Source organism: Ferrovibrio sp. GW821-FHT12D07 (genome assembly GCF_058807275.1).
This window is the reverse complement of record NZ_JBXAQN010000003.1, coordinates 260,840-279,390: the sequence shown is the minus strand read 5'-3', so window position 1 is coordinate 279,390 and position 18,551 is coordinate 260,840. Positions and strand designations below refer to the sequence as shown.

Below are 18,551 nucleotides of genomic sequence, written 5' to 3'. Positions count from 1 at the left end.
TCGGGGAGTTGCATGCAGGACATCATCCGGCAGTTGGAAGAGAAACGCGCACAGGCGCGGCAGGGCGGCGGGGCGAAACGCATCGAAGCCCAGCATGCCAAGGGCAAGCTGACCGCCCGTGAGCGCATCGAACTCCTGCTCGATCCCGGCTCCTTCGAGGAGTGGGACATGTTCGTCGAGCATGACTGCACCGATTTCGGCATGGATGGCCAGAAGGTGGCCGGCGACGGCGTCGTCACCGGCTATGGCACCATCAACGGTCGCGCGACCTTCGTCTTCAGCCAGGACTTCACCGTCTTCGGCGGTTCGCTCTCGGCCAGCCATGCCGGCAAGATCTGCAAGATCATGGACACCGCCATGAAGGTGGGCCTGCCGGTGATCGGGTTGAATGATTCCGGCGGCGCACGCATCCAGGAAGGCGTCGACAGCCTTGCCGGTTATGCCGAGGTGTTCCAGCGCAACGCGCTGGCCTCCGGCGTCGTGCCGCAGATTTCCGTCATCATGGGGCCCTGCGCCGGCGGCGCGGTCTATTCGCCTGCGATGACCGACTTCATCTTTATGGTGAAGGATAGCAGCTACATGTTCGTCACCGGTCCCGATGTGGTGAAGACCGTGACGCAGGAGGTGGTGACCCAGGAGCAGCTTGGCGGTGCGGTGACGCATACCACCAAGTCCTCGGTGGCCGACAATGCCTATGAGAATGACGTCGAGGCGCTGGCGCAGACGCGCCGCATGTTCGACTTCCTGCCGCTGAACAATCGTGAGAAGGCCCCGGTTCGCGAGACCTGGGATCCGATCAACCGCCAGGAGGCCTCGCTCGATACGCTGGTCCCGCCCAATCCGAACAAGCCCTACGATATGAAGGAGCTGATCGAGAAGGTGGTGGACGAGGGCGACTTCTTCGAGGTGCAGCCCAATTACGCCAAGAACATCATCATCGGTTTCGCCCGCATCGGCGGCCAGACCGTCGGCATCGTCGCCAACCAGCCGATGGTGCTGGCCGGCTGCCTGGATATCGACAGTTCGCGCAAGGGCGCGCGGTTTGTGCGCTTTTGCGACTGCTACGACATCCCGATCGTCACCTTCGTCGACGTGCCCGGCTTCCTGCCCGGCACCAGCCAGGAATATGGCGGCATCATCAAGCATGGCGCCAAGCTGCTGTTCGCCTATGCCGAGGCGACCACGCCGAAGGTCACGGTGATCACACGCAAGGCCTATGGCGGCGCGTATGACGTGATGGCCTCCAAGCATCTGCGCGGCGACGTCAACTATGCCTGGCCCTCGGCCGAGATCGCCGTGATGGGCCCCAAGGGCGCCGTCGAGATCATCTTCCGTGCCGAAATGAATGACCCGGCCAAGATCGCCGAACGTACGGAAGAATATCGCCAGAAATTCGCCAATCCCTTCGTCGCCGGCCATCGCGGCTTCATCGACGATGTGATCATGCCGCATAACACGCGCTACAGGATCGCCCGCTCGCTCGCCATGCTGCGCGAGAAGAAGCTGGAGAACCCCTGGAAAAAGCACGACAACATTCCGTTGTAAGGGTAGCGCGTATCATGGCCGAGAAACTGTTCAAGAAAATCCTGATCGCCAATCGCGGTGAAATCGCCTGCCGCGTGATCAAGACCTGCCGCAGGCTGGGAATCAAGACCGTGGCGGTCTATTCCGATGCCGACGACGGCGCGCTGCATATGCGCATGGCCGACGAGGCTGTGCATATCGGCCCGGCGGCTGCCGCCGAGAGCTATCTGGTGATCGAGAAGATCGTGGCCGCCTGCAAGCAGACCGGCGCGCAGGCCGTGCATCCGGGCTATGGTTTCCTGTCGGAGAACCGCAAGTTCGCCGCGGCCCTGAAAGAGGCCGGCATCGCCTTCATCGGCCCCAATCCGGATGCGATCTACGCCATGGGCGACAAGATCGAGTCCAAGAAGCTGGCCCAGAAGGCCGGCGTCTCGACGGTTCCCGGTTATCTCGGCGCGATTGCATCGACAGAGGAAGCCATGAAGATCGCCACCGAGATCGGCTTCCCGGTGATGATCAAGGCCTCGGCTGGCGGCGGCGGCAAGGGCATGCGCATCGCGCGCTCTGCCGACGAAGTGGCGCAGGGGTTCTCGTCTGCCACCAATGAGGCCAAGAACTCGTTCGGCGATGACCGCGTCTTTATCGAGAAATACATCGAGCAGCCGCGCCATATCGAAATCCAGGTGCTGGGCGACAAGCATGGCAACGTGATCTATCTGGGCGAGCGTGAATGCTCGATCCAGCGCCGCCACCAAAAGGTGGTCGAAGAGGCCCCGAGCCCGTTCCTCGACGAGAAGACCCGCAAGGCGATGGGCGAGCAGGCCGTCGCGCTCTCTAAGACCGTGAACTACGACAGCGCCGGCACGGTCGAATTCATCGTCGGTCCGGACCGCAGCTTCTACTTCCTGGAAATGAACACCCGCCTGCAGGTGGAGCATCCGGTCACCGAACTGATCACCGGGATCGACCTGGTCGAACAGATGATCCGTGTTGCAGCCAACGAGACGCTCAGCATCAAGCAGAGCGATGTGAAGCTGAACGGCTGGGCCGTGGAAGTGCGCATCTATGCTGAAGACCCGGTGCGCGGCTTCCTGCCCAGTACCGGTCGCCTGGCGCGTTGGCGCACCGCACCGGAATCCGATGTCATCCGCAACGACACCGGTGTGGTCGAGGGCAGCGAGATCAGCATGTTCTACGATCCGATGATCTCCAAGCTCTGCAGCTTCGGCAAAGATCGCGCGGAAGCCATCTCGACCTTGTCGGCCGCGCTCGACGAGACCTGGATTGCCGGCATTGGCCATAACGTCAACTTCCTCTCGGCCGTGCTGGATCATCCGCGCTTCCGTGAAGGCCGGCTGTCGACCAACTTCATTGCCGAGGAATGGCCTAACGGCTTCAGCGGCACCGAGCTGCCGGATGATCGCCGGAACACGGCGCTGGCCGTGGCTACGCTTTTGCATATCCGCAACGAACTGCGCGCCCGTCATCTTGGCGGCAAGCTGGGCTTGCCCGAATGGGTGCCGGATGCCCAGTGGATCGCGGTGCTGAACAAGACTGAATACAAGATCGACGTCACGGATGCCGAGGGCGGCTGCGATGTGAAGATCGGCCAGGGAAGCAAAGCTGGGGGTAAAGCCTTGAAGGTCCGCAGCGACTGGAAGCCGGGCCAGGCCTTCTTCCGCGGCACCGTGAATGGCCAGACCGTGGTGGCGCGCGTCTCGGCACGGCCCGATGGCGTGCGGGTCGTGCATGGCGGCGCCGAGCTGGATGTGGCGGTGCGTACACCGCGTGCGGCCGAGCTGGCGCGTCTGATGCCGGAAAAGCTGCCGCCCGACATGTCGAAGTATCTGCTCTGCCCGATGCCGGGTTTGGTGGTCTCGATTGCTGTGGCCGAAGGCGAAGCGGTCAAGGCCGGGCAAGCGCTGGCCGTGGTCGAGGCTATGAAGATGGAAAACGTGCTGCGCGCTGAGCGCGATGGCACCGTGAAGAAGGTCAACGCCAAGAAGGGCGACAGCCTGGCGGTTGACCAGGTCATTCTCGAATTCGCGTAAAACAGGAGCCGATGATGTCTGCTGCCACGATCAACACCACGCTGCTCAATCATGTAATGCCGGGCTTCTATAATTCTGGCATGCGCGCCTGGCGTATTGCGCTCGCCATGGTCGCCGGTTCGGCGCTGCTGGCGCTGTCGGCCAAGGTGCAGGTGCCGTTCTGGCCGGTGCCGATGACCCTGCAGACTCTGGCCATCCTGGTGATCGGCATGAGCTTCGGCAGCCGTCTGGGCACCGCCACCGTGCTGCTCTATCTGGCTGAAGGCTTCGTCGGCCTCCCGGTTTTTGCCAGCGCCGCTGCCGGCCCGGCCTATTTCATGGGGCCGACCGCTGGCTATCTCGTCGGCTTCGTGGTGTCGGTCTGGCTGATCGGCTGGCTGGCCGAGCGCGGCTGGGACCGCTCGTTGCTGCGCGGCGCGGTCGCGATGACGGTGGGCCATGCTGTGATCCTGGCCTTCGGCGTCGCCTGGCTGTCGACGCTGGTTGGCGTGGAGCGTGCACTGGCCGTTGGTTTGTATCCCTTCTGGGCTGCGACAGCGGTGAAGACTGCTTTGGGCGTCGCCATCATGCAGGCCGCCTGGAAGCTGGCGCTGAAGCGTCGCAGCCAGGACTGATCGTCCCGTGAAGCTCTACCGCTATCTCACCGGCAAGGATGATGCTGCCTTCTGCCATCGCATCACGGCCGCGTTGAACAACGGCTGGGAACTGTATGGCGGGCCGACGCTGACCTATGATCCAGAACGCAAGATCGTGGTTGCCGGTCAGGCCATCATCAAGACCAAGCCCGGCGAGTACACGCCAGAGCTCAAACTGTCCGAGCAATAGATCACATTTGAATTGGAAAAGCCCGCCATGTGCGGGCTTTTTCATGTCTGGCCATCAATAGGCAGGTGCAGGCATGGACTGCGTTTTTGCCGGGGATGGCATTGACCGCAAGGTGGGGGATATTTCCTTGTCGAGGACCGCCTGGATGCTGCGATAGATCAGTGCGCCGATATCGTTCTGGTACAGCCAGAGACTGTTCGCCTGACCGCGGAAATTCGGTTCACCGCCCATCGCGCCGTCGGGCCGGTAGCCTGAGCCCAGGCCAAGCCCGAAAATCTGCGGCAGCGGCTTGCCGTCGGCCCGCAGCACGCGGCCCTCGGCATCCACCGCCGCCAGCCCGCGTTCGGCCTGCAACGGCAGCCGCCGTCCGCGATGATCAAAGACCGGCAGCGCTCCCGCACTGTAGCCGAAAGCGGGGATCACCACGGCCGCATCTTCCAGAATGCGCTGCAGGTCTTCCGCCGGCACTGTCTCCAGTTGCTGCATGGCCACGCGGCTTTCCGGGATTGCGCCCGGCTTACCGGCGATCTGCCGCCACAGGTCGCGTCCGTTGCCGCGCAGGCCGCCCAGACGATGCACACGGTTGGTGCGCGGGCAGATATCCCCCGCTGTCACCGGATAGTCGTCTGCCTCGGCGGCTGCCTGGTCGGGATAGAAGACCGGCGAGCGACGGCGCGCCAGGATCAGGATCTGCTGATCATTCAGCTGACCGGCATCGAGCAGATGCGTCAGGGCCCATGCCGCCGAATAGGCGCTGTGCGAACCGCCGAGAATGACGATCCGGCCGCTTTCCGCCGTATCCAGTACGCGGGCGATCTCGGCCAGCCCCTCGGCGGTCAGCAGGCGGTCGGACGGGATCATGTGATGCAGGCGGCAGTCGGCCAGCCGCAGGCCCGGCCGCAGCTCTTCCCAGAGCTGCCGGCTCCATTGCTGGCGACCACCCAGCGCCATCACGGCGGTGCGTGCCGCCACATGGCTTTCACGGCCCAGATCGTCCTGCAGTGTCACCTCCATCGTGCCATCGCGTTGCAGGTGCAGCGCCAGAGCCCGGGTGCGGTGGCGGATGTCGCAGCCCGGATGCTCGGCAAAGGCCTGCTTCATCGCCAGGCCGATACGGCGCATGAACCGGTCGACCAAGGCGAGCGGCGGAAAGCTGTGGCGATAGGCTTCCATCTCGCGCGCCACCGGATCGGTGCGCATGCGCCGGAGTGCCGCGATCGCCAGCGGCGCTTCCAGGCATTCCAGATAGGCCGCGCCGAGAGAGTCTGAATTGATGGCATAGCGGCCCAGCGTGCCGCCGAGATGATCCTGCCGGTCGATCAGGCTGACGCCTTGCGACAGCCAGGCCCGCAGGTTACCGGTCTGTGCCGCCCAGACCAGCGGTCCCATGCCGCCGGGGCCGCCGCCAATGATGATGGATGCCTGCATGTGGTTTGTCATGGCGTCACCCCAGAACCTGGTGGAACAGGTCGACAATGCGCCGGATTACCGTGTCGTCCACCGAGCGCGAGGTCGGCAGGTTGAGGCCGGTCTTCGACAGCGCCAGGCTGGTCGGGCAGGGACGGGCATATTTCTCATACGGCGGCAATACCGACAGGGGATGGAAGAAAGGCCGCATCTCGATCTCGGCGGCCTGCGCCGCGGCCAGCAGCTCGGCGCGCCGGTCTTGGGGCACCTGCAGGCAGGTCAGCCACACCACCGGCTGGCAATGGGACGAGAGCTGGGGCGGGAAGCTGACGCCGGGGATGCCGTCCAGCGCCTCGCGATAGCGCTCGGCCAGTTTGCGGTTGCGCGCCAGAATATGGTCGATGCGCCAGAGCTGCGACTGGCCGATGGCCGCCTGCAGGTTGGTCATGCGGTAGTTGTAGCCGACGCGTTCATGCCAGTAGGACGCGCCCGGTGTCATGCCGTGGTCACGTAGCTCGCGCAGCGTTTTGGCCAGCGTATCGGAGGCTGTAACGCAGATGCCGCCTTCGCCGGTGGTGACAATCTTGTTGGCATAGAAGGAGAAGCAGGAGATATCGCCGAACTGGCCGACGCTGCAGTTGTCGTAGGCCGCGCCATGGGCTTCAGCGCAATCTTCGATCACATAGATGCCGCGGCTGCGGGCAAAGGCCGCGATCGGCCCGATCTCCGCGGGGCGGCCATAGAGGTGGACGGGGATGACGGCCTTGGTCCGCGGGGTGCAGGCCAGCGCGAATTCGGCAACGCCCATGCTCCAGCTCTGCGGATCGATATCGACAATCACTGGCGTGGCGCCGCAGTAGAGCACGGCATTGATGGTGGCGGCGAAGGTCAGGTCGGGGACGATCACCTCGTCACCCGGCCCGACGCCAAGAGCAACCAGCGCCAGATGCAGCGCAACGGTGCCGTTGGAGACAGCCACGCCATGCTGCAGGCCGACGAAACCCGAAAACTCTTCTTCCAGCTTGCCGATGTACGGCCCCTTGCTCGAAATCCAGGACGAGATGAAAGCGTCGAGGATGGAGCGGAATTCGTGATGTGTCAGATCGGGTTTGGCCACCTGGATATACTGCCGGCTGCGGTCGATATTGATGCCGGTCAACTGGCCGTTCACGCCGAGGATGGGTTGAAGGATATCCTCATCCACGGTGACGTCATTGCGCATTCGGTTGCCGTCGATGGGCACGGCGCTGCTCATGGCAAGGTGGCGTTCCAGAGTCGGATCGCTGATTGCGCTGCCATCCAGGATGGCCCGGCGGATGTCATCGAGTGAAACGCGACCGACCGGTCTTTCGTCATCCTCCACGATCAGACAGGTGCCCAACCCATTGTCCAGGCACTTCTCGACCGCGGTGAAGATGCTCTCCGACCGATGGCAGACGAACGCACGATGACTCTGCTCTTCTTCCGTCTCCAACAAGGGCATGTCACCCTCCTCAGATGAAGAAAAACCAACATCGCCAGCCGTTTTTTACTGAAGGTTTGACCGGAACCGGTCGGGCCGCACGTGACGGCAGATGGCGTCTTGTTTTTTTAATGTCGCAAGGATCGATGCGATGGTTGCGACACTCGCTTTCCTAGCAGCGAGAGCGTCTATCCGATGGGTTGTGGCGTCATGTGAATCCTCAAGGGTTCGTGCAGCAGATAACGGCGCTGCGTGAACAAGATCAGCGTCATGGGGGCGGTTTGGCCAGTGATTAGGCGGTGGCACGACTGTAGAGAAATCCCGTTTCGTCTGTCTCCGATAGAAACCCATGGTTTGATCGCGATTCTTTGTCCCACGCCGGGATGTGGCGACACTTTTTGATCACTGGTGTGATGGTGCCATTGTCGGCATCTTTTTACGGTTCTCACTCATTGATCAGGTCTGCGATGACATGTCTGTGGCTGACACTGGCCGATCCGGAGCCCGCGACCAACGGGCAGTACCTCTATTCAGGCGGCCTGATTCGCGCGCTGGCGAAAACCGGCGCCACCTTGTCGGTGATCGGACTGTCCCGCCCGGAATCTGCACCGCGCGTTGACAGTCGCCATCTGGCCTGGCATCTGGCCAGTGATGCGCCGGCGTCGAAATGGGCCGGACTGCTGTCCATGCAGCCCCAGATCACCACCCGCTGCCATACCGCCGGCCTGCGCTGCCATCTGGCTACAGCCCTTTCAGGCCGGCAGTGGGACACCATCGTCTTCGACAGCATTTCCATGGGCTGGGCGCTGGATGCCGTGTTGCGCTACCGCAAACGGCAGATGCGACCGGCCACCTTGGTTTATCTGTCGCACAATCACGAGCGGACAGCGGCTCGACATATCGTCGGCATCGATCCCGGCGCGTTGACAGCGCTGCTGAAGCGGTTGGACGCCGCCAAGGTCGAGGCTCTGGAACGCCGGCTGGTACAGGAAGCCGATCTGGTATCGGCCAACACACCCGAAGACGCAGCACTGTTTGCGGCTGAACGGCCGGGCCGTCCGGTGATCGTGCTGCCGCCCGGCTATGGCGGTACCCCCTGTGCGCAGCGCCGGATCGACGGCACGGTGCCGCGCCGGGCTGTGGTGGTCGGCAGTTTCGACTGGCTGCCCAAGCGCGCCAGCCTGGAGGCTTTCCTCACTGTGGCCGCGTCTGCGTTTGACAAGGCCGGCGTGGAGCTACAGGTCGTGGGGCAGGGTGAGGTGTCTTATCTGGCTACCCTGCGTCAGCGTTTCCCAACGGTTGTTTTCACCGGTGCGGTGCCCGATGTGGTGCCCTATATGCGGCAGGCGCGCATGGCGCTGGTCCCCGACCAGCTCGGCGGCTTCAAGCTCAAGGCACTGGATTATGTCTTCAACCGCCTCCCGGTCTTTGCCATGCAGGGTGCAGTGCCCGGTGTGCCGCTGCAGCAGGGCAGCGGTATCCGGAATTTCGAAACCCATGCGTCGCTGGCGCAGGGCGTGATCGACATGATGGATGATCTGGATGCGCTGAATGCCCAGCAGGAGGCCGCCTATGCGGCCTGCGAGGCCGCCTTTGCCTGGCCACAGATCGGCCGCCATCTGGCGCTCGGCATCGCGGCAGCCGGCTGGCGCGGTCGCCGGCCCGGAGACCGGCGACCGCTGGTTGCAACACCTGGCCAGGTTGCTAATTAATCGGGCGGCTGGCTAGAGCGCGCTCAGCCGGTCGGCGATCTTGGGCAGGGTGGCCGGCGATTCATCCGGCGGCAGGAAGATGAAGTTGTAGATGTAGCGCCCGAAGCGCTCGCGCTGTTGCAATGGTGCGGTCAGGTCGGGCAGGTTGTCGGGCCGCTGCATTTCGGCCGGCGAAAAGGTCTTGATCGGGCGCAGGTCGCCCTGATGGATGTAATAGCCCTTGTAATCGAGCCGGTCGAAATACTGCCGTGCTGTGGTCAGACCGCCGGGCGACAGCCGTTCATCCACTTCCACCAGCATGCGCGGGCGGCAACGCCGGATGGTCTCGACGGCGCCATCGAGCACCGCCTGTTCATGGCCTTCCACATCGATCTTGATGAAGCCGACCTTGCCGTCATAGACGTTGTCGAGCCGGTCCATCGGCACGCTGATCGCCTGATGACCGGGATAGGTGGCCGATGCCTGGTCCGAGATGGTCGAGCAGCCGGTGACAACCACGCCATCCACCACCGGCATGTAAAGTTCGGCCGTCCCAGTGCTGCGCGACAGCGCCATGGTCCGTACATCCACCTTGCTGGTGAATTTCTCGCGCAGCGTCTCTGCCAGCGCCGGCATCGGCTCGAAGGCGATCACCTGCTTTGAATATTTCCGCATGAAATGCACATAGCTGCCGTCATTGGCGCCGACATCGATGGAATCGCGGTCGGGCCGGCAGAGGAATTCCAGCAGGTGCAGTTCTACCTCGCCATAGCGGCCGTAGAACTGTTCTTCACGCCAGTTCAGTACGGCCTGCGGGCAGAGTGCACGCAACGCCCGCTTGCTGTCCTGTAACCAGGTCTGCCCTGCTGTCTCGGCCTGCATGACGGTCTCCATTCGCTGATCGGTCGGAAAAGCTTATGGGCAATCGGTCCGGAGCGGCGTGATCAAGCGGTGTCGCGTCTTCGCCGGTGGTGGTCGCCCGGACCTCCGGGCGACCATTGGTTATCGGATCAAAGATCGCTGTCGCGGCGACGCTGCTGGTGATCCTGCTGGCGACGGACGTCCTGCTGCCGTTGGACCTCCTGCTGCTGTACCTGCTGCCGCTGGGCGTCCTGCCTCTGGGTTTCCTGGTGCTGGCGCTGCTGCATTTGCCGCTGCTGGTCCTGTTGCTGTACCTGCTGGCGCTGCGTCTCCTGACGCTGACGATCCTGCTGTTGCTGTTGCACCTGCTGTCGCTGCTGCTCCTGACGCTGCATGTGCTGGCGCTGCGCATCCCGCTGCTGTTGTGCGGCCTGCTGACGCTGCTGGCGGGCCGCATCCTGTGCACCGGACTGCTGCTGGATGCGTTGCTGCTGCGTCTGCTGGTCCGGGCGCTGGCGTTCTTCGCGTTGCGGGCGCTGTTCCTGTCGCTGCGGCTGCACCTGCTGCCCCGGATTCTGCAGGGGCTGCGGGTCCTGTCGGCGACCATTCTCCGGCCGGGCATTTTCCGGACGCTGCGCTTGGTCGCGCGATATCGCACGCGGCGTGGCCGCGGTCGTGTTCGCTGGATTGTCGCGCCCGGCCTCGCGGTTGCGCTGCTGGCCGTCCGGACGGCTCACCTGCTGACGGTTGACGGCAGGTTGCTGCTGCGGGCGGTCATCGCGCCGCAGTTCAGCCGGGTTGATGCGCGGCCCCGGCGCGGCTTGGCGCTGTGGGGCATTGCCCTCGTTGCGGATACCCATGCGTTGCGCCGTCTGCGGCGACATGCCGGCGGTGGCCATGGTCGGCTCGATGCGGGCACGGCGGTCCACGCGCGCGGTGTCGATCTGGCGGTGGTCAACCTTCTGCAGGTCGCGCTGCACCGGTTGTGAGTTGCGCATGGTGTTCGACGACACCACCGTGGCGCTGTTGCGGTTTGCAAAGCGGTTCACCGTAGTGTTGTTCACGTTCGTCACATTGGTCACCCTGGTGATATTGGTGACATGGGTGACGTTGACGTTGCGAATGTAGGTCCGGCTGACGCGATAGGGCGGATAATACGGTTCACGCCAGCCCAGCGGCACCCAGCCGACATTGCGGCCGATCGACACGCTCAGCGAGACGCCGCTGCCGCTGCCGAAGAAGGCCACCAGCGCCGGAGCATAGACCGGCCGGTAGTGATGGTGGTGGTGACGATGCGGGTGACCCGGGCTCCAGGCCCAGCGATCATGCACCATCACCCATCGGCCGTAATGGAAGGGCGCGAAGCCCCAGGGCTCGTCAGCAACCCAGGTCCAGCCCCAGGGCGGTACATAGGCCCAGTGACCATGACGATAGGGCACCCAGCCGGCTTCCACCGGCGGATACCAGACGCTGCCGTATTCGGGCACGCTCGACCAACTGCCATAGGTCGCCAGGTCCTGCGCGCCGGTCATGCCCTGTACCTGTGTGGGGACGGCAGCAGGCGCGGCGACGGGCACAGCAGCCTGCTGCTGCGGTCGCGCGACTGGCTGTTTGGCCTGCGTCGGCATCTTGTCTTCGGCCAGCACCGACTGCACGAAACGGTCGGCCTGCAATGGTGCAAGCGCAGTCTTCACCGGTTCGTCGCCATCGATGGGACCGCTGAGCTGTGCGGTCTGGCCGGCGGGCACGGTCTGGTTCAGGCCGCGACCGCTCAGCCGGGCGCTGCCGGTGATGGCGGTGACGCTGCCGGGCCTGTCGTCATCGCCGGCCGTGATGGCATAGCGGCCCGGCTGGGTGATCTGCACAGAGCCGCGCGGCGTCTGGACGGAATAGACATCGTCCGGCGCCAGGTCGGTAACCTCCAGATAGGCATTGCCCTGCGGCAGGCTGGCCTCGAAGCGGGTGTCATCCAATGCGGTGACGTTCAGTTCGCTGCCGCTGTCCATCACCAGACGGTTGGCGCTGCCCAGATACAGTTCGGCGCGCGCGCCCGGTTCGGTCCATAGCGCGTTGCCTGCGGTGAGGGGATAGTTCAGCGTTGCCGGGCCCCACTGGTCTTCGTCGGCGGTGTGGAAGGACACGGTGCCTGTCATCTTTGCGATACGGCCGACACGGGCCGGCGGGTCGCCGGCATCGCTCTGCGCGGTGATCGGCGGGCCGGGCCATGCCTTGGTGTCGCCTGATTGCTGGGGTGCCGGTTGCTGAGCCGATTGGGCGAAGGCGGTGGCCAGCGGCGTGAGGGCGGTGCTGGCGACGAGGCTGGTGATGGCACAGACGGTCAGCGTGCGTCGCGCGATCTGGCCGGCGACAGTGAACCCTCGGTGGACGGGCATGCCTTGCTCCTGGGAAGCGGCCGGCGACTCCTCGTCGACCTGCACCCCAAGTTCACGAACCGCTCATGGCGGCTTTGTGTCAAAACCCGCGCGGATTGGCGGCGGAGGCTGTGATTATTCGAGGGCTTGTTTTGATGAGTGCCGCCCATACATCAACGGAAAGAGTTCCACCGCGGCGCAATACTGTGGGCTGACGCTGGCTTAAATTGGTCAGCGTTGGTCGAAATTGGCCAAAGTTGGCTCGAATTGGCTGAAATTGGCTTCGGATTGGATGCGATTGGCACCGGGTTGGCGCCGTTTGGCCGCTTTAACCCGACTGCAGATACTGGATGGCAGCGTCGCGCTCGAACAGATAAAGCAGCGTCAGCAAGGCTTTACCACGCTCACTGGCCAGTTTCGGGTCGCGTTCCAGGATCAGTTTCGCATCGTCGCGTGCCGCCGCCAGCAAATCCCCGTGGGCGGCGAGATCGGCGACGCGGAATTCCGGCAGGCCGCTTTGCCGCGTGCCCAGCACTTCGCCGGCGCCGCGCAAGCGCAGATCTTCCTCAGCGATGCGGAAGCCGTCGTCGGTCTCGCGGATGATCTTGAGCCGCGCCTTGGCGGTTTCGCCCAGTGGGCCGGAGTAGACGAGCAGGCAGGCGCCCGGCTTGCCACCGCGCCCGACGCGGCCACGCAACTGATGCAACTGCGCCAGGCCGAAGCGTTCGGCATGCTCGATGATGATCAGCGTGGCATCCGGCACATCGACGCCGACCTCGATCACCGTGGTGGCGACCAGCAGTTTGGAGCGACCGGCGGCAAAGGCCTCCATCGCCGCGTCTTTCTCGGTGGGTGTCATCTTGCCATGAACGAGCCCGATGCTGCCCTCGCCAAGCTCTGGCTCCAGCGCTATTTTAAGCGCCGAATGGCGCTCGGCGGCGGCGGCGAGATCGAGTTGTTCGTTTTCCTCCACCAGCGGGCAGACCCAGTAGACGCGTTCGCCGGCGGCGATCTTGCGCTTGGCGGCGGCGACCACATCCTGATAGCGGTCGGCGGCAATCGTACGCGTGTCGACCGGCGTACGGCCCGGCGGCTTTTCGGTCAGCAGCGAAATGTCCATGTCGCCATAGGCGGTCAGCGACAGCGTGCGCGGGATCGGCGTCGCCGTCATCACCAGCACATCGACGCCCCCCTTGTCGCGCTGTCCCTTGGCCGCAAGTCCCAGGCGCTGGCTGACGCCGAAACGATGCTGCTCGTCGATCACGGCAAGTGCCAGATCATTGAACACCACGTCGTCCTGGAACAGTGCATGCGTGCCGACCAGGATATCGATTTCGCCGCTGGCCAGGCGCTCCAGCAGAGCCGCGCGCGGCTTGCCCTTGTCGCGCCCGGTGAGCAGCGCCAGGGTCAGGCCAAGTTGCTCGGCATAGGGCCGCAGCGTTTCGGCATGCTGGCGCGCCAGGATTTCGGTCGGCGCCATCAGCGCGGCCTGTGCCTTCGCTTCCACCGCCAGCAGCATGGCGTTCAGCGCCACCATCGTCTTGCCGCTGCCGACATCGCCCTGAAGAAGCCGCAGCATGCGCTTCTCCGATGCCATGTCGCCAGCGATCTCGGCATTGGCAAGCTTCTGTGCATTGGTCAGCGGCCAGGGCAGCAGCTTTTCCAGCTTATCCCGCAGGCTGCCATCACCGATCAGCGGCCGGCCCGACAGCCGCTTCAGCCGTCGCCGGATCAGCAGCAGGGCAAGCTGATTGGACAGCAGCTCGTCGAAGGCCAGACGCTGTCGCGCCTGCGTGAAGGGCGCCAGGTCGTCGGCGCCTTCAGGACGGTGTGCCGTCAGCAGCGCCTCGCGCCAGCCCGGCCAGCCTTCACGTTTCTGATACGCCGGATCGAGCCATTCCGGCAGATCCATCACACGGCTGAGCGCACCATCGATGATCTTGCCCAGTGTACGCGGCATCACACCGGCGGTGAGCGGATAGACCGGCTCAACGGCGGCCATCTGTTCGAGTTCTTCCTCGGTACCGAAGCGGTCGGGATGCGTCATCTGCACCTGGCTGTCGAACAGCTCGACCATACCGCTGACCACACGCGTCTCGCCCTCGGGCAGACTGCGCTTGAGGAAGTCTTCGCGGCCGTTGAAGAAGACCAGCGTCAGCCGGCCGCTGCCGTCATGGCCGACCACCTTGTAGGGCAGCCGCGGCGTGCGCGGTGGTAGGTGCTTGTCGATGGTGAGGCGGATGGTCGCGATGCGGCCCGGCTCGGCCTCAGCGATGGCGGGGCGGTAGCGCCGGTCGATCAGGCCGCTGGGGAGGTGCCACCACAGATCCACCACGCGGCCGCCGCCGACCAGCTTTTCCACCAGTGGGGCAAGCTTGGGGCCGCAGCCTTTCAGGCTGGTGATCGGCGCGAAGGCGGGAAACAGCGATTCCGGACGCATGGGGTGGGAATTTTCTCGGGAAACCTTGAGAATCTACAGCTTCGCGTACTATATCCTGCCCACGTTCCGGAAACACCCCCACAGGGCAGGTCATGGCCGAGGATATCGAAATTCGCCGCAAGCGCCTGCTGCACCGCAGCCTCTATACCGGCATGAAGGAAGTCGACATCCTGCTGGGCAGCTTCGCGCGCCGGCATCTGCCGACCTTTACCGATGTCGAACTCGACCAGTACGAGGCCCTGCTGGAGAATTACGACGATCCCCAGATCTATGCCTGGGCCATTGGCCGCGATCCAGTGCCCAAGCATCTGGATACCGGCGTGATGAAGCTGCTGAAAGCTTACAAGCTGCCGCTTTGATATGAGTTTTGTGCTTCCAGATATCCTGAGCCGGAAAGGCCGCTGGGCCTTGGCCGGCGCGCCGGAGGGGCAGGATGCGCGCCTGCTGGTTGCCCTTGCCGCGCGGCAGAAGGGGCAGGGCGTGCTGCATGTCTGCCGCGATGACGCGCGCATGGCGACCCTGGAAGCGGCCCTGAAATTCTTTGCGCCCGATCTGCCGGTGCTGGTGCTGCCGGCCTGGGACTGCCAGCCCTATGATCGTGTCTCGCCCAATGCCGAGATCGCCGCCCGGCGCATGGACACGCTCAACCGGCTGGCGGGTGAGCGTCCGGATCTGCCCTGGCTGGTGCTGACCACGGTGAACGCGGCGCTGCAGCGCCTGCCGCAGCCAGGCTGGTTTGCTGGCACCGGTTTCCATGCGGCCAAGGGCAGTCGCATCAAGCCGGAAAGCCTGATCGAGTATCTCAGTCGCAACGGCTACAGTCGCGTCTCGACGGTAAACGAGCCTGGCGAATATGCCGTGCGCGGCGGCCTGGTCGACCTGTTCCCGCCGGGCAGCGAGGCGCCATATCGCCTCGACTTCTTCGGCGACGAGGTCGAGAACATCCGTCGTTTCGATCCGGCCAACCAGCGCACCATCGACACGGTGACCGACCTGTCGCTGACTGCCATGAGCGAAGTGCCGCTCGACCCGGACTCCATCGCGCGCTTCCGCGGCGGCTATCGCGAGTTGTTCGGGACGATCACCAAGGAAGACCCGTTATACGAAGCGGTGTCGGCCGGCCGCCGCCAGATCGGCATGGAGCACTGGCTGCCGCTGTTCTTCGAGCAGCTTGCCACCGTATTCGACTATATCCCGCAGGCGACGGTGACGCTGGATCATCTGACCGGTGATGCGGTTGACGAACGCTTCAAGGCGATTGCCGATCACTATGACGCCCGTCGCGCCGCGATGAAGCGTGGACTGGAAGAGGGCGGCGCGCCCTACAAGCCGCTGCCGCCGGACAGGCTGTACCTGACCGCAGGTGAATGGACCGCACGGCTAGAGCGGCGTGCCGTTGGTACGCTGTATCCCTTCGATGCCGTTGGCGGCCCGGATGTGGCCGTGGTCGATCTGGGCGGCCGGCCGGGCCGTGACTTCGCACCGGAACGCACGCAGGCGGCGCAGGCTGCCGAAAAGAAGGCGGCGGTCGTCAGCGTCTACGATGCACTGGGCGGCCATCTGGCCAAGCAGGTGACGCAGGGCAAGCGCGTGCTGTTCGCCACATTCTCCATCGGCGCGCGCGACCGTCTGGCGCTGGTGCTGAAGGATCATGGCCTGCCGACACCGCAGCCGATCGAACAGGCCAGCGAGATTGAAGGTTTGGCCAGAAGCGTTCCGGCCATCGCTGTGTTGCCGCTGGAGCATGGTTTCGAGGCGAAGGACATCTGCGTCGTCGCCGAGCAGGACATTCTGGGCGACCGACTGGTGCGGCCGCGCCAGAAAAAGCGCCGGGCCGAGAATTTCATCGCCGAAGCCAGTGCGCTGCAGCCGGGTGATTATGTCGTACATATCGATCACGGCATCGGCCAGTACAAGGATCTGGTGACGCTGGATGTGGCCGGTGCGCCGCATGACTGCCTGCTGCTGCATTACGACGGCGGCGACCGGCTGTATCTGCCGGTCGAGAATATCGAGATGCTGTCGCGCTACGGGTCACCTGACGCGGAGGTGACGCTCGACAAGCTGGGTGGCGTCGGTTGGCAGAACCGCAAGGCGCGCATGAAGCAGCGTCTGAAGGACATGGCCGGCGAACTGATGAAGGTGGCGGCCGAGCGCGAGCTGCGGCAGGGCGAGCGGGTGCTGCCGCCAGACGGACTGTACGAGGAATTCTGCGCGCGCTTTCCTTATGAGGAAACCGAGGACCAGGATCGTGCCATCGGCGAGGTACTGGACGATCTGGCCAGTGGCAAGCCGATGGACCGTCTGATCTGCGGCGATGTCGGTTTTGGCAAGACGGAAGTGGCGATTCGCGCCGCCTTTGCCGCCGCCATGTCGGGCCAGCAGGTGGCACTGGTCTGTCCGACCACGCTGCTATGCCGCCAGCATTACCGCACCTTCTTCCAGCGCTTCCGTGGCCTGCCGCTGCGGATCGAACAGCTATCGCGCATGGTTTCAGCCAAGTCAGCTGCTGATACTAAAAAGGGCCTGACTGACGGGACGGTCGATATCGTCATTGGTACGCATGCCCTGTTATCCAAGAGCATCGACTTCAAGCGGCTGGGCCTGCTGATCATCGACGAAGAGCAGCATTTCGGCGTCAAGCACAAGGAGCGCCTGAAGCAGCTCAAGGCCGAAGTTCATGTGCTGACCATGTCAGCGACGCCGATCCCGCGTACGCTGCAGCTTGCCCTGTCTGGCGTGCGCGAGCTCAGCCTGATCGCCACGCCACCTGTCGATCGCCTGGCTGTGCGCACCTTCGTGACGCCTTTCGATCCGGTGGTGATCCGCGAGGCGCTGTTGCGTGAGCATTTCCGTGGCGGCCAGAGTTTCTTCGTCTGCCCGCGTATCGAATTCCTCGATACCGCGATGGCCTTCATCCGTGACCATGTGCCGGAACTGAAGGCCGTGGTCGCGCATGGACAACTACCGCCGACCGAGCTGGACGATGTGATGAACGCCTTCTACGACCGGCGCTACGATGTGCTGGTGGCGACCAATATCGTGGAAAGCGGCCTCGACATTCCATCCGCGAATACATTGGTCGTTTATCGTGCCGACCTGTTCGGGCTGGCGCAGATGTACCAGTTGCGCGGCCGTGTCGGCCGTTCGAAACTACGCGCCTATTCCTATTTCACCTATCAGGGCGGCCGGCTGCTCAGCACCTCGGCCGAGCAGCGCCTGCGTGTGTTGCAAAGCCTGGATACGCTGGGTGCCGGCTTCACACTGGCCTCGCACGACCTGGACCTACGCGGCGCCGGCAACCTGCTGGGCGAGGAGCAGTCGGGTCATATCCGCGAAGTTGGCTTCGAGCTGTATCAGGAAATGCTGCAGGAGGCGATTGTGGCCGCCCGGGCGACGGCGCGTGGCGAGAAGGGCGGCTCAGGCGAGAAATGGTCGCCGCAGATCCAGATCGGTACAGCTGTACTGATCCCGGAAAGCTATATCGCCGATCTGAACCTGCGCATGCAGCTCTATCGCCGCGTGGCCGATCTGGAGAACCGTGCAGATATCGATAGCTTTGCCGCCGAGCTGATTGACCGTTTCGGGCCGCTGCCCGAGGAAGTCCATCACCTGCTCGATATCGTGGCGATCAAGAAGAACTGCCACGATGCCAATATCCTGAAGATCGAGGCGGGCCCGAAGGGCGCGACGCTGACTTTCCGCGACAACCTGTTTGTCGATCCAGCCGGCCTGGTGCTGTTCATCCAGTCCGAACGTGGCAAGGCCAAGCTGCGGCCCGACCACAAGGTGGTGCTGATGCATGACTGGCCGGAGCCGGAAGATCGCCTGAAGGGGGTGTTGCATATCGCGTCCCGGCTAGCCGAGATCGCAGGCAAGGCGAAGAAGAAAGTCGCCTAAGAAATCGCCTAAGAAATC

12 protein-coding genes are annotated in these 18,551 nt (G+C 64.0%); 7 read left to right on the top strand and 5 right to left on the bottom strand.

Annotated elements, in window-relative coordinates:
- Window positions 1–12: 12 nt before the first annotated feature.
- The 4 genes from AC1RRE_RS19250 to AC1RRE_RS19235 are packed head-to-tail and all read left to right on the top strand — an operon-like array spanning window position 13 to window position 4,400.
- On the top strand, window positions 13–1,545 hold the full coding sequence (locus AC1RRE_RS19250) for an acyl-CoA carboxylase subunit beta (protein ID WP_492983516.1): 1,533 nt from the start codon (window positions 13–15) through the stop codon (window positions 1,543–1,545).
- A gap of 14 nt (window positions 1,546–1,559) precedes the next feature.
- On the top strand, window positions 1,560–3,575 hold the full coding sequence (locus tag AC1RRE_RS19245; protein WP_492983515.1) for an acetyl-CoA carboxylase biotin carboxylase subunit: 2,016 nt from the start codon (window positions 1,560–1,562) through the stop codon (window positions 3,573–3,575).
- A gap of 14 nt (window positions 3,576–3,589) precedes the next feature.
- On the top strand, window positions 3,590–4,189 hold the full coding sequence (locus AC1RRE_RS19240; RefSeq protein WP_492983513.1) for a biotin transporter BioY: 600 nt from the start codon (window positions 3,590–3,592) through the stop codon (window positions 4,187–4,189).
- Window positions 4,190–4,196: 7 nt separating this feature from the next.
- Complete coding sequence (locus AC1RRE_RS19235) at window positions 4,197–4,400, top strand: DUF1737 domain-containing protein (RefSeq protein ID WP_492983511.1); 204 nt, start codon at window positions 4,197–4,199, stop codon at window positions 4,398–4,400.
- A 54-nt stretch (window positions 4,401–4,454) separates the two neighbouring features.
- On the opposite strand, the gene AC1RRE_RS19230 is transcribed toward AC1RRE_RS19235, so the two are convergent.
- The gene (locus AC1RRE_RS19230) at window positions 4,455–5,840 is read right to left on the bottom strand and encodes a hypothetical protein (RefSeq protein ID WP_492983509.1); all 1,386 of its coding nucleotides are present in this window, start codon (window positions 5,838–5,840) and stop codon (window positions 4,455–4,457) included.
- 4 nt (window positions 5,841–5,844) lie between these two features.
- The gene (locus AC1RRE_RS19225) at window positions 5,845–7,290 is read right to left on the bottom strand and encodes an aminotransferase class I/II-fold pyridoxal phosphate-dependent enzyme (protein ID WP_492983506.1); all 1,446 of its coding nucleotides are present in this window, start codon (window positions 7,288–7,290) and stop codon (window positions 5,845–5,847) included.
- A gap of 446 nt (window positions 7,291–7,736) precedes the next feature.
- On the opposite strand from AC1RRE_RS19225, the gene AC1RRE_RS19220 reads away from it, so the two are divergent.
- On the top strand, window positions 7,737–8,981 hold the full coding sequence (locus AC1RRE_RS19220; RefSeq protein WP_492983504.1) for a glycosyltransferase: 1,245 nt from the start codon (window positions 7,737–7,739) through the stop codon (window positions 8,979–8,981).
- 12 nt (window positions 8,982–8,993) lie between these two features.
- On the opposite strand, the gene AC1RRE_RS19215 is transcribed toward AC1RRE_RS19220, so the two are convergent.
- From AC1RRE_RS19215 to recG, 3 genes are all read right to left on the bottom strand, one after another.
- On the bottom strand, window positions 8,994–9,842 hold the full coding sequence (locus AC1RRE_RS19215; RefSeq protein WP_492983502.1) for an FkbM family methyltransferase: 849 nt from the start codon (window positions 9,840–9,842) through the stop codon (window positions 8,994–8,996).
- Window positions 9,843–9,970: 128 nt separating this feature from the next.
- Window positions 9,971–12,214 carry a DUF6600 domain-containing protein gene (locus AC1RRE_RS19210; RefSeq protein WP_492983500.1) on the bottom strand — a complete coding sequence of 748 codons (2,244 nt, stop codon included), beginning with the start codon at window positions 12,212–12,214 and terminating at the stop codon, window positions 9,971–9,973.
- A gap of 307 nt (window positions 12,215–12,521) precedes the next feature.
- Window positions 12,522–14,633 (bottom strand): ATP-dependent DNA helicase RecG, encoded by a 2,112-nt coding sequence (gene recG, locus AC1RRE_RS19205; RefSeq protein ID WP_492983498.1) that lies wholly within the window; start codon window positions 14,631–14,633, stop codon window positions 12,522–12,524.
- A 92-nt stretch (window positions 14,634–14,725) separates the two neighbouring features.
- Between recG and AC1RRE_RS19200 the strand changes: the two genes are divergently transcribed.
- Complete coding sequence (locus AC1RRE_RS19200; protein ID WP_492983496.1) at window positions 14,726–14,992, top strand: FAD assembly factor SdhE; 267 nt, start codon at window positions 14,726–14,728, stop codon at window positions 14,990–14,992.
- 1 nt (window position 14,993) lies between these two features.
- The gene (gene mfd / locus AC1RRE_RS19195) at window positions 14,994–18,533 is read left to right on the top strand and encodes a transcription-repair coupling factor (protein ID WP_492983494.1); all 3,540 of its coding nucleotides are present in this window, start codon (window positions 14,994–14,996) and stop codon (window positions 18,531–18,533) included.
- The last annotated feature ends 18 nt before the right edge of the window (window positions 18,534–18,551 follow it).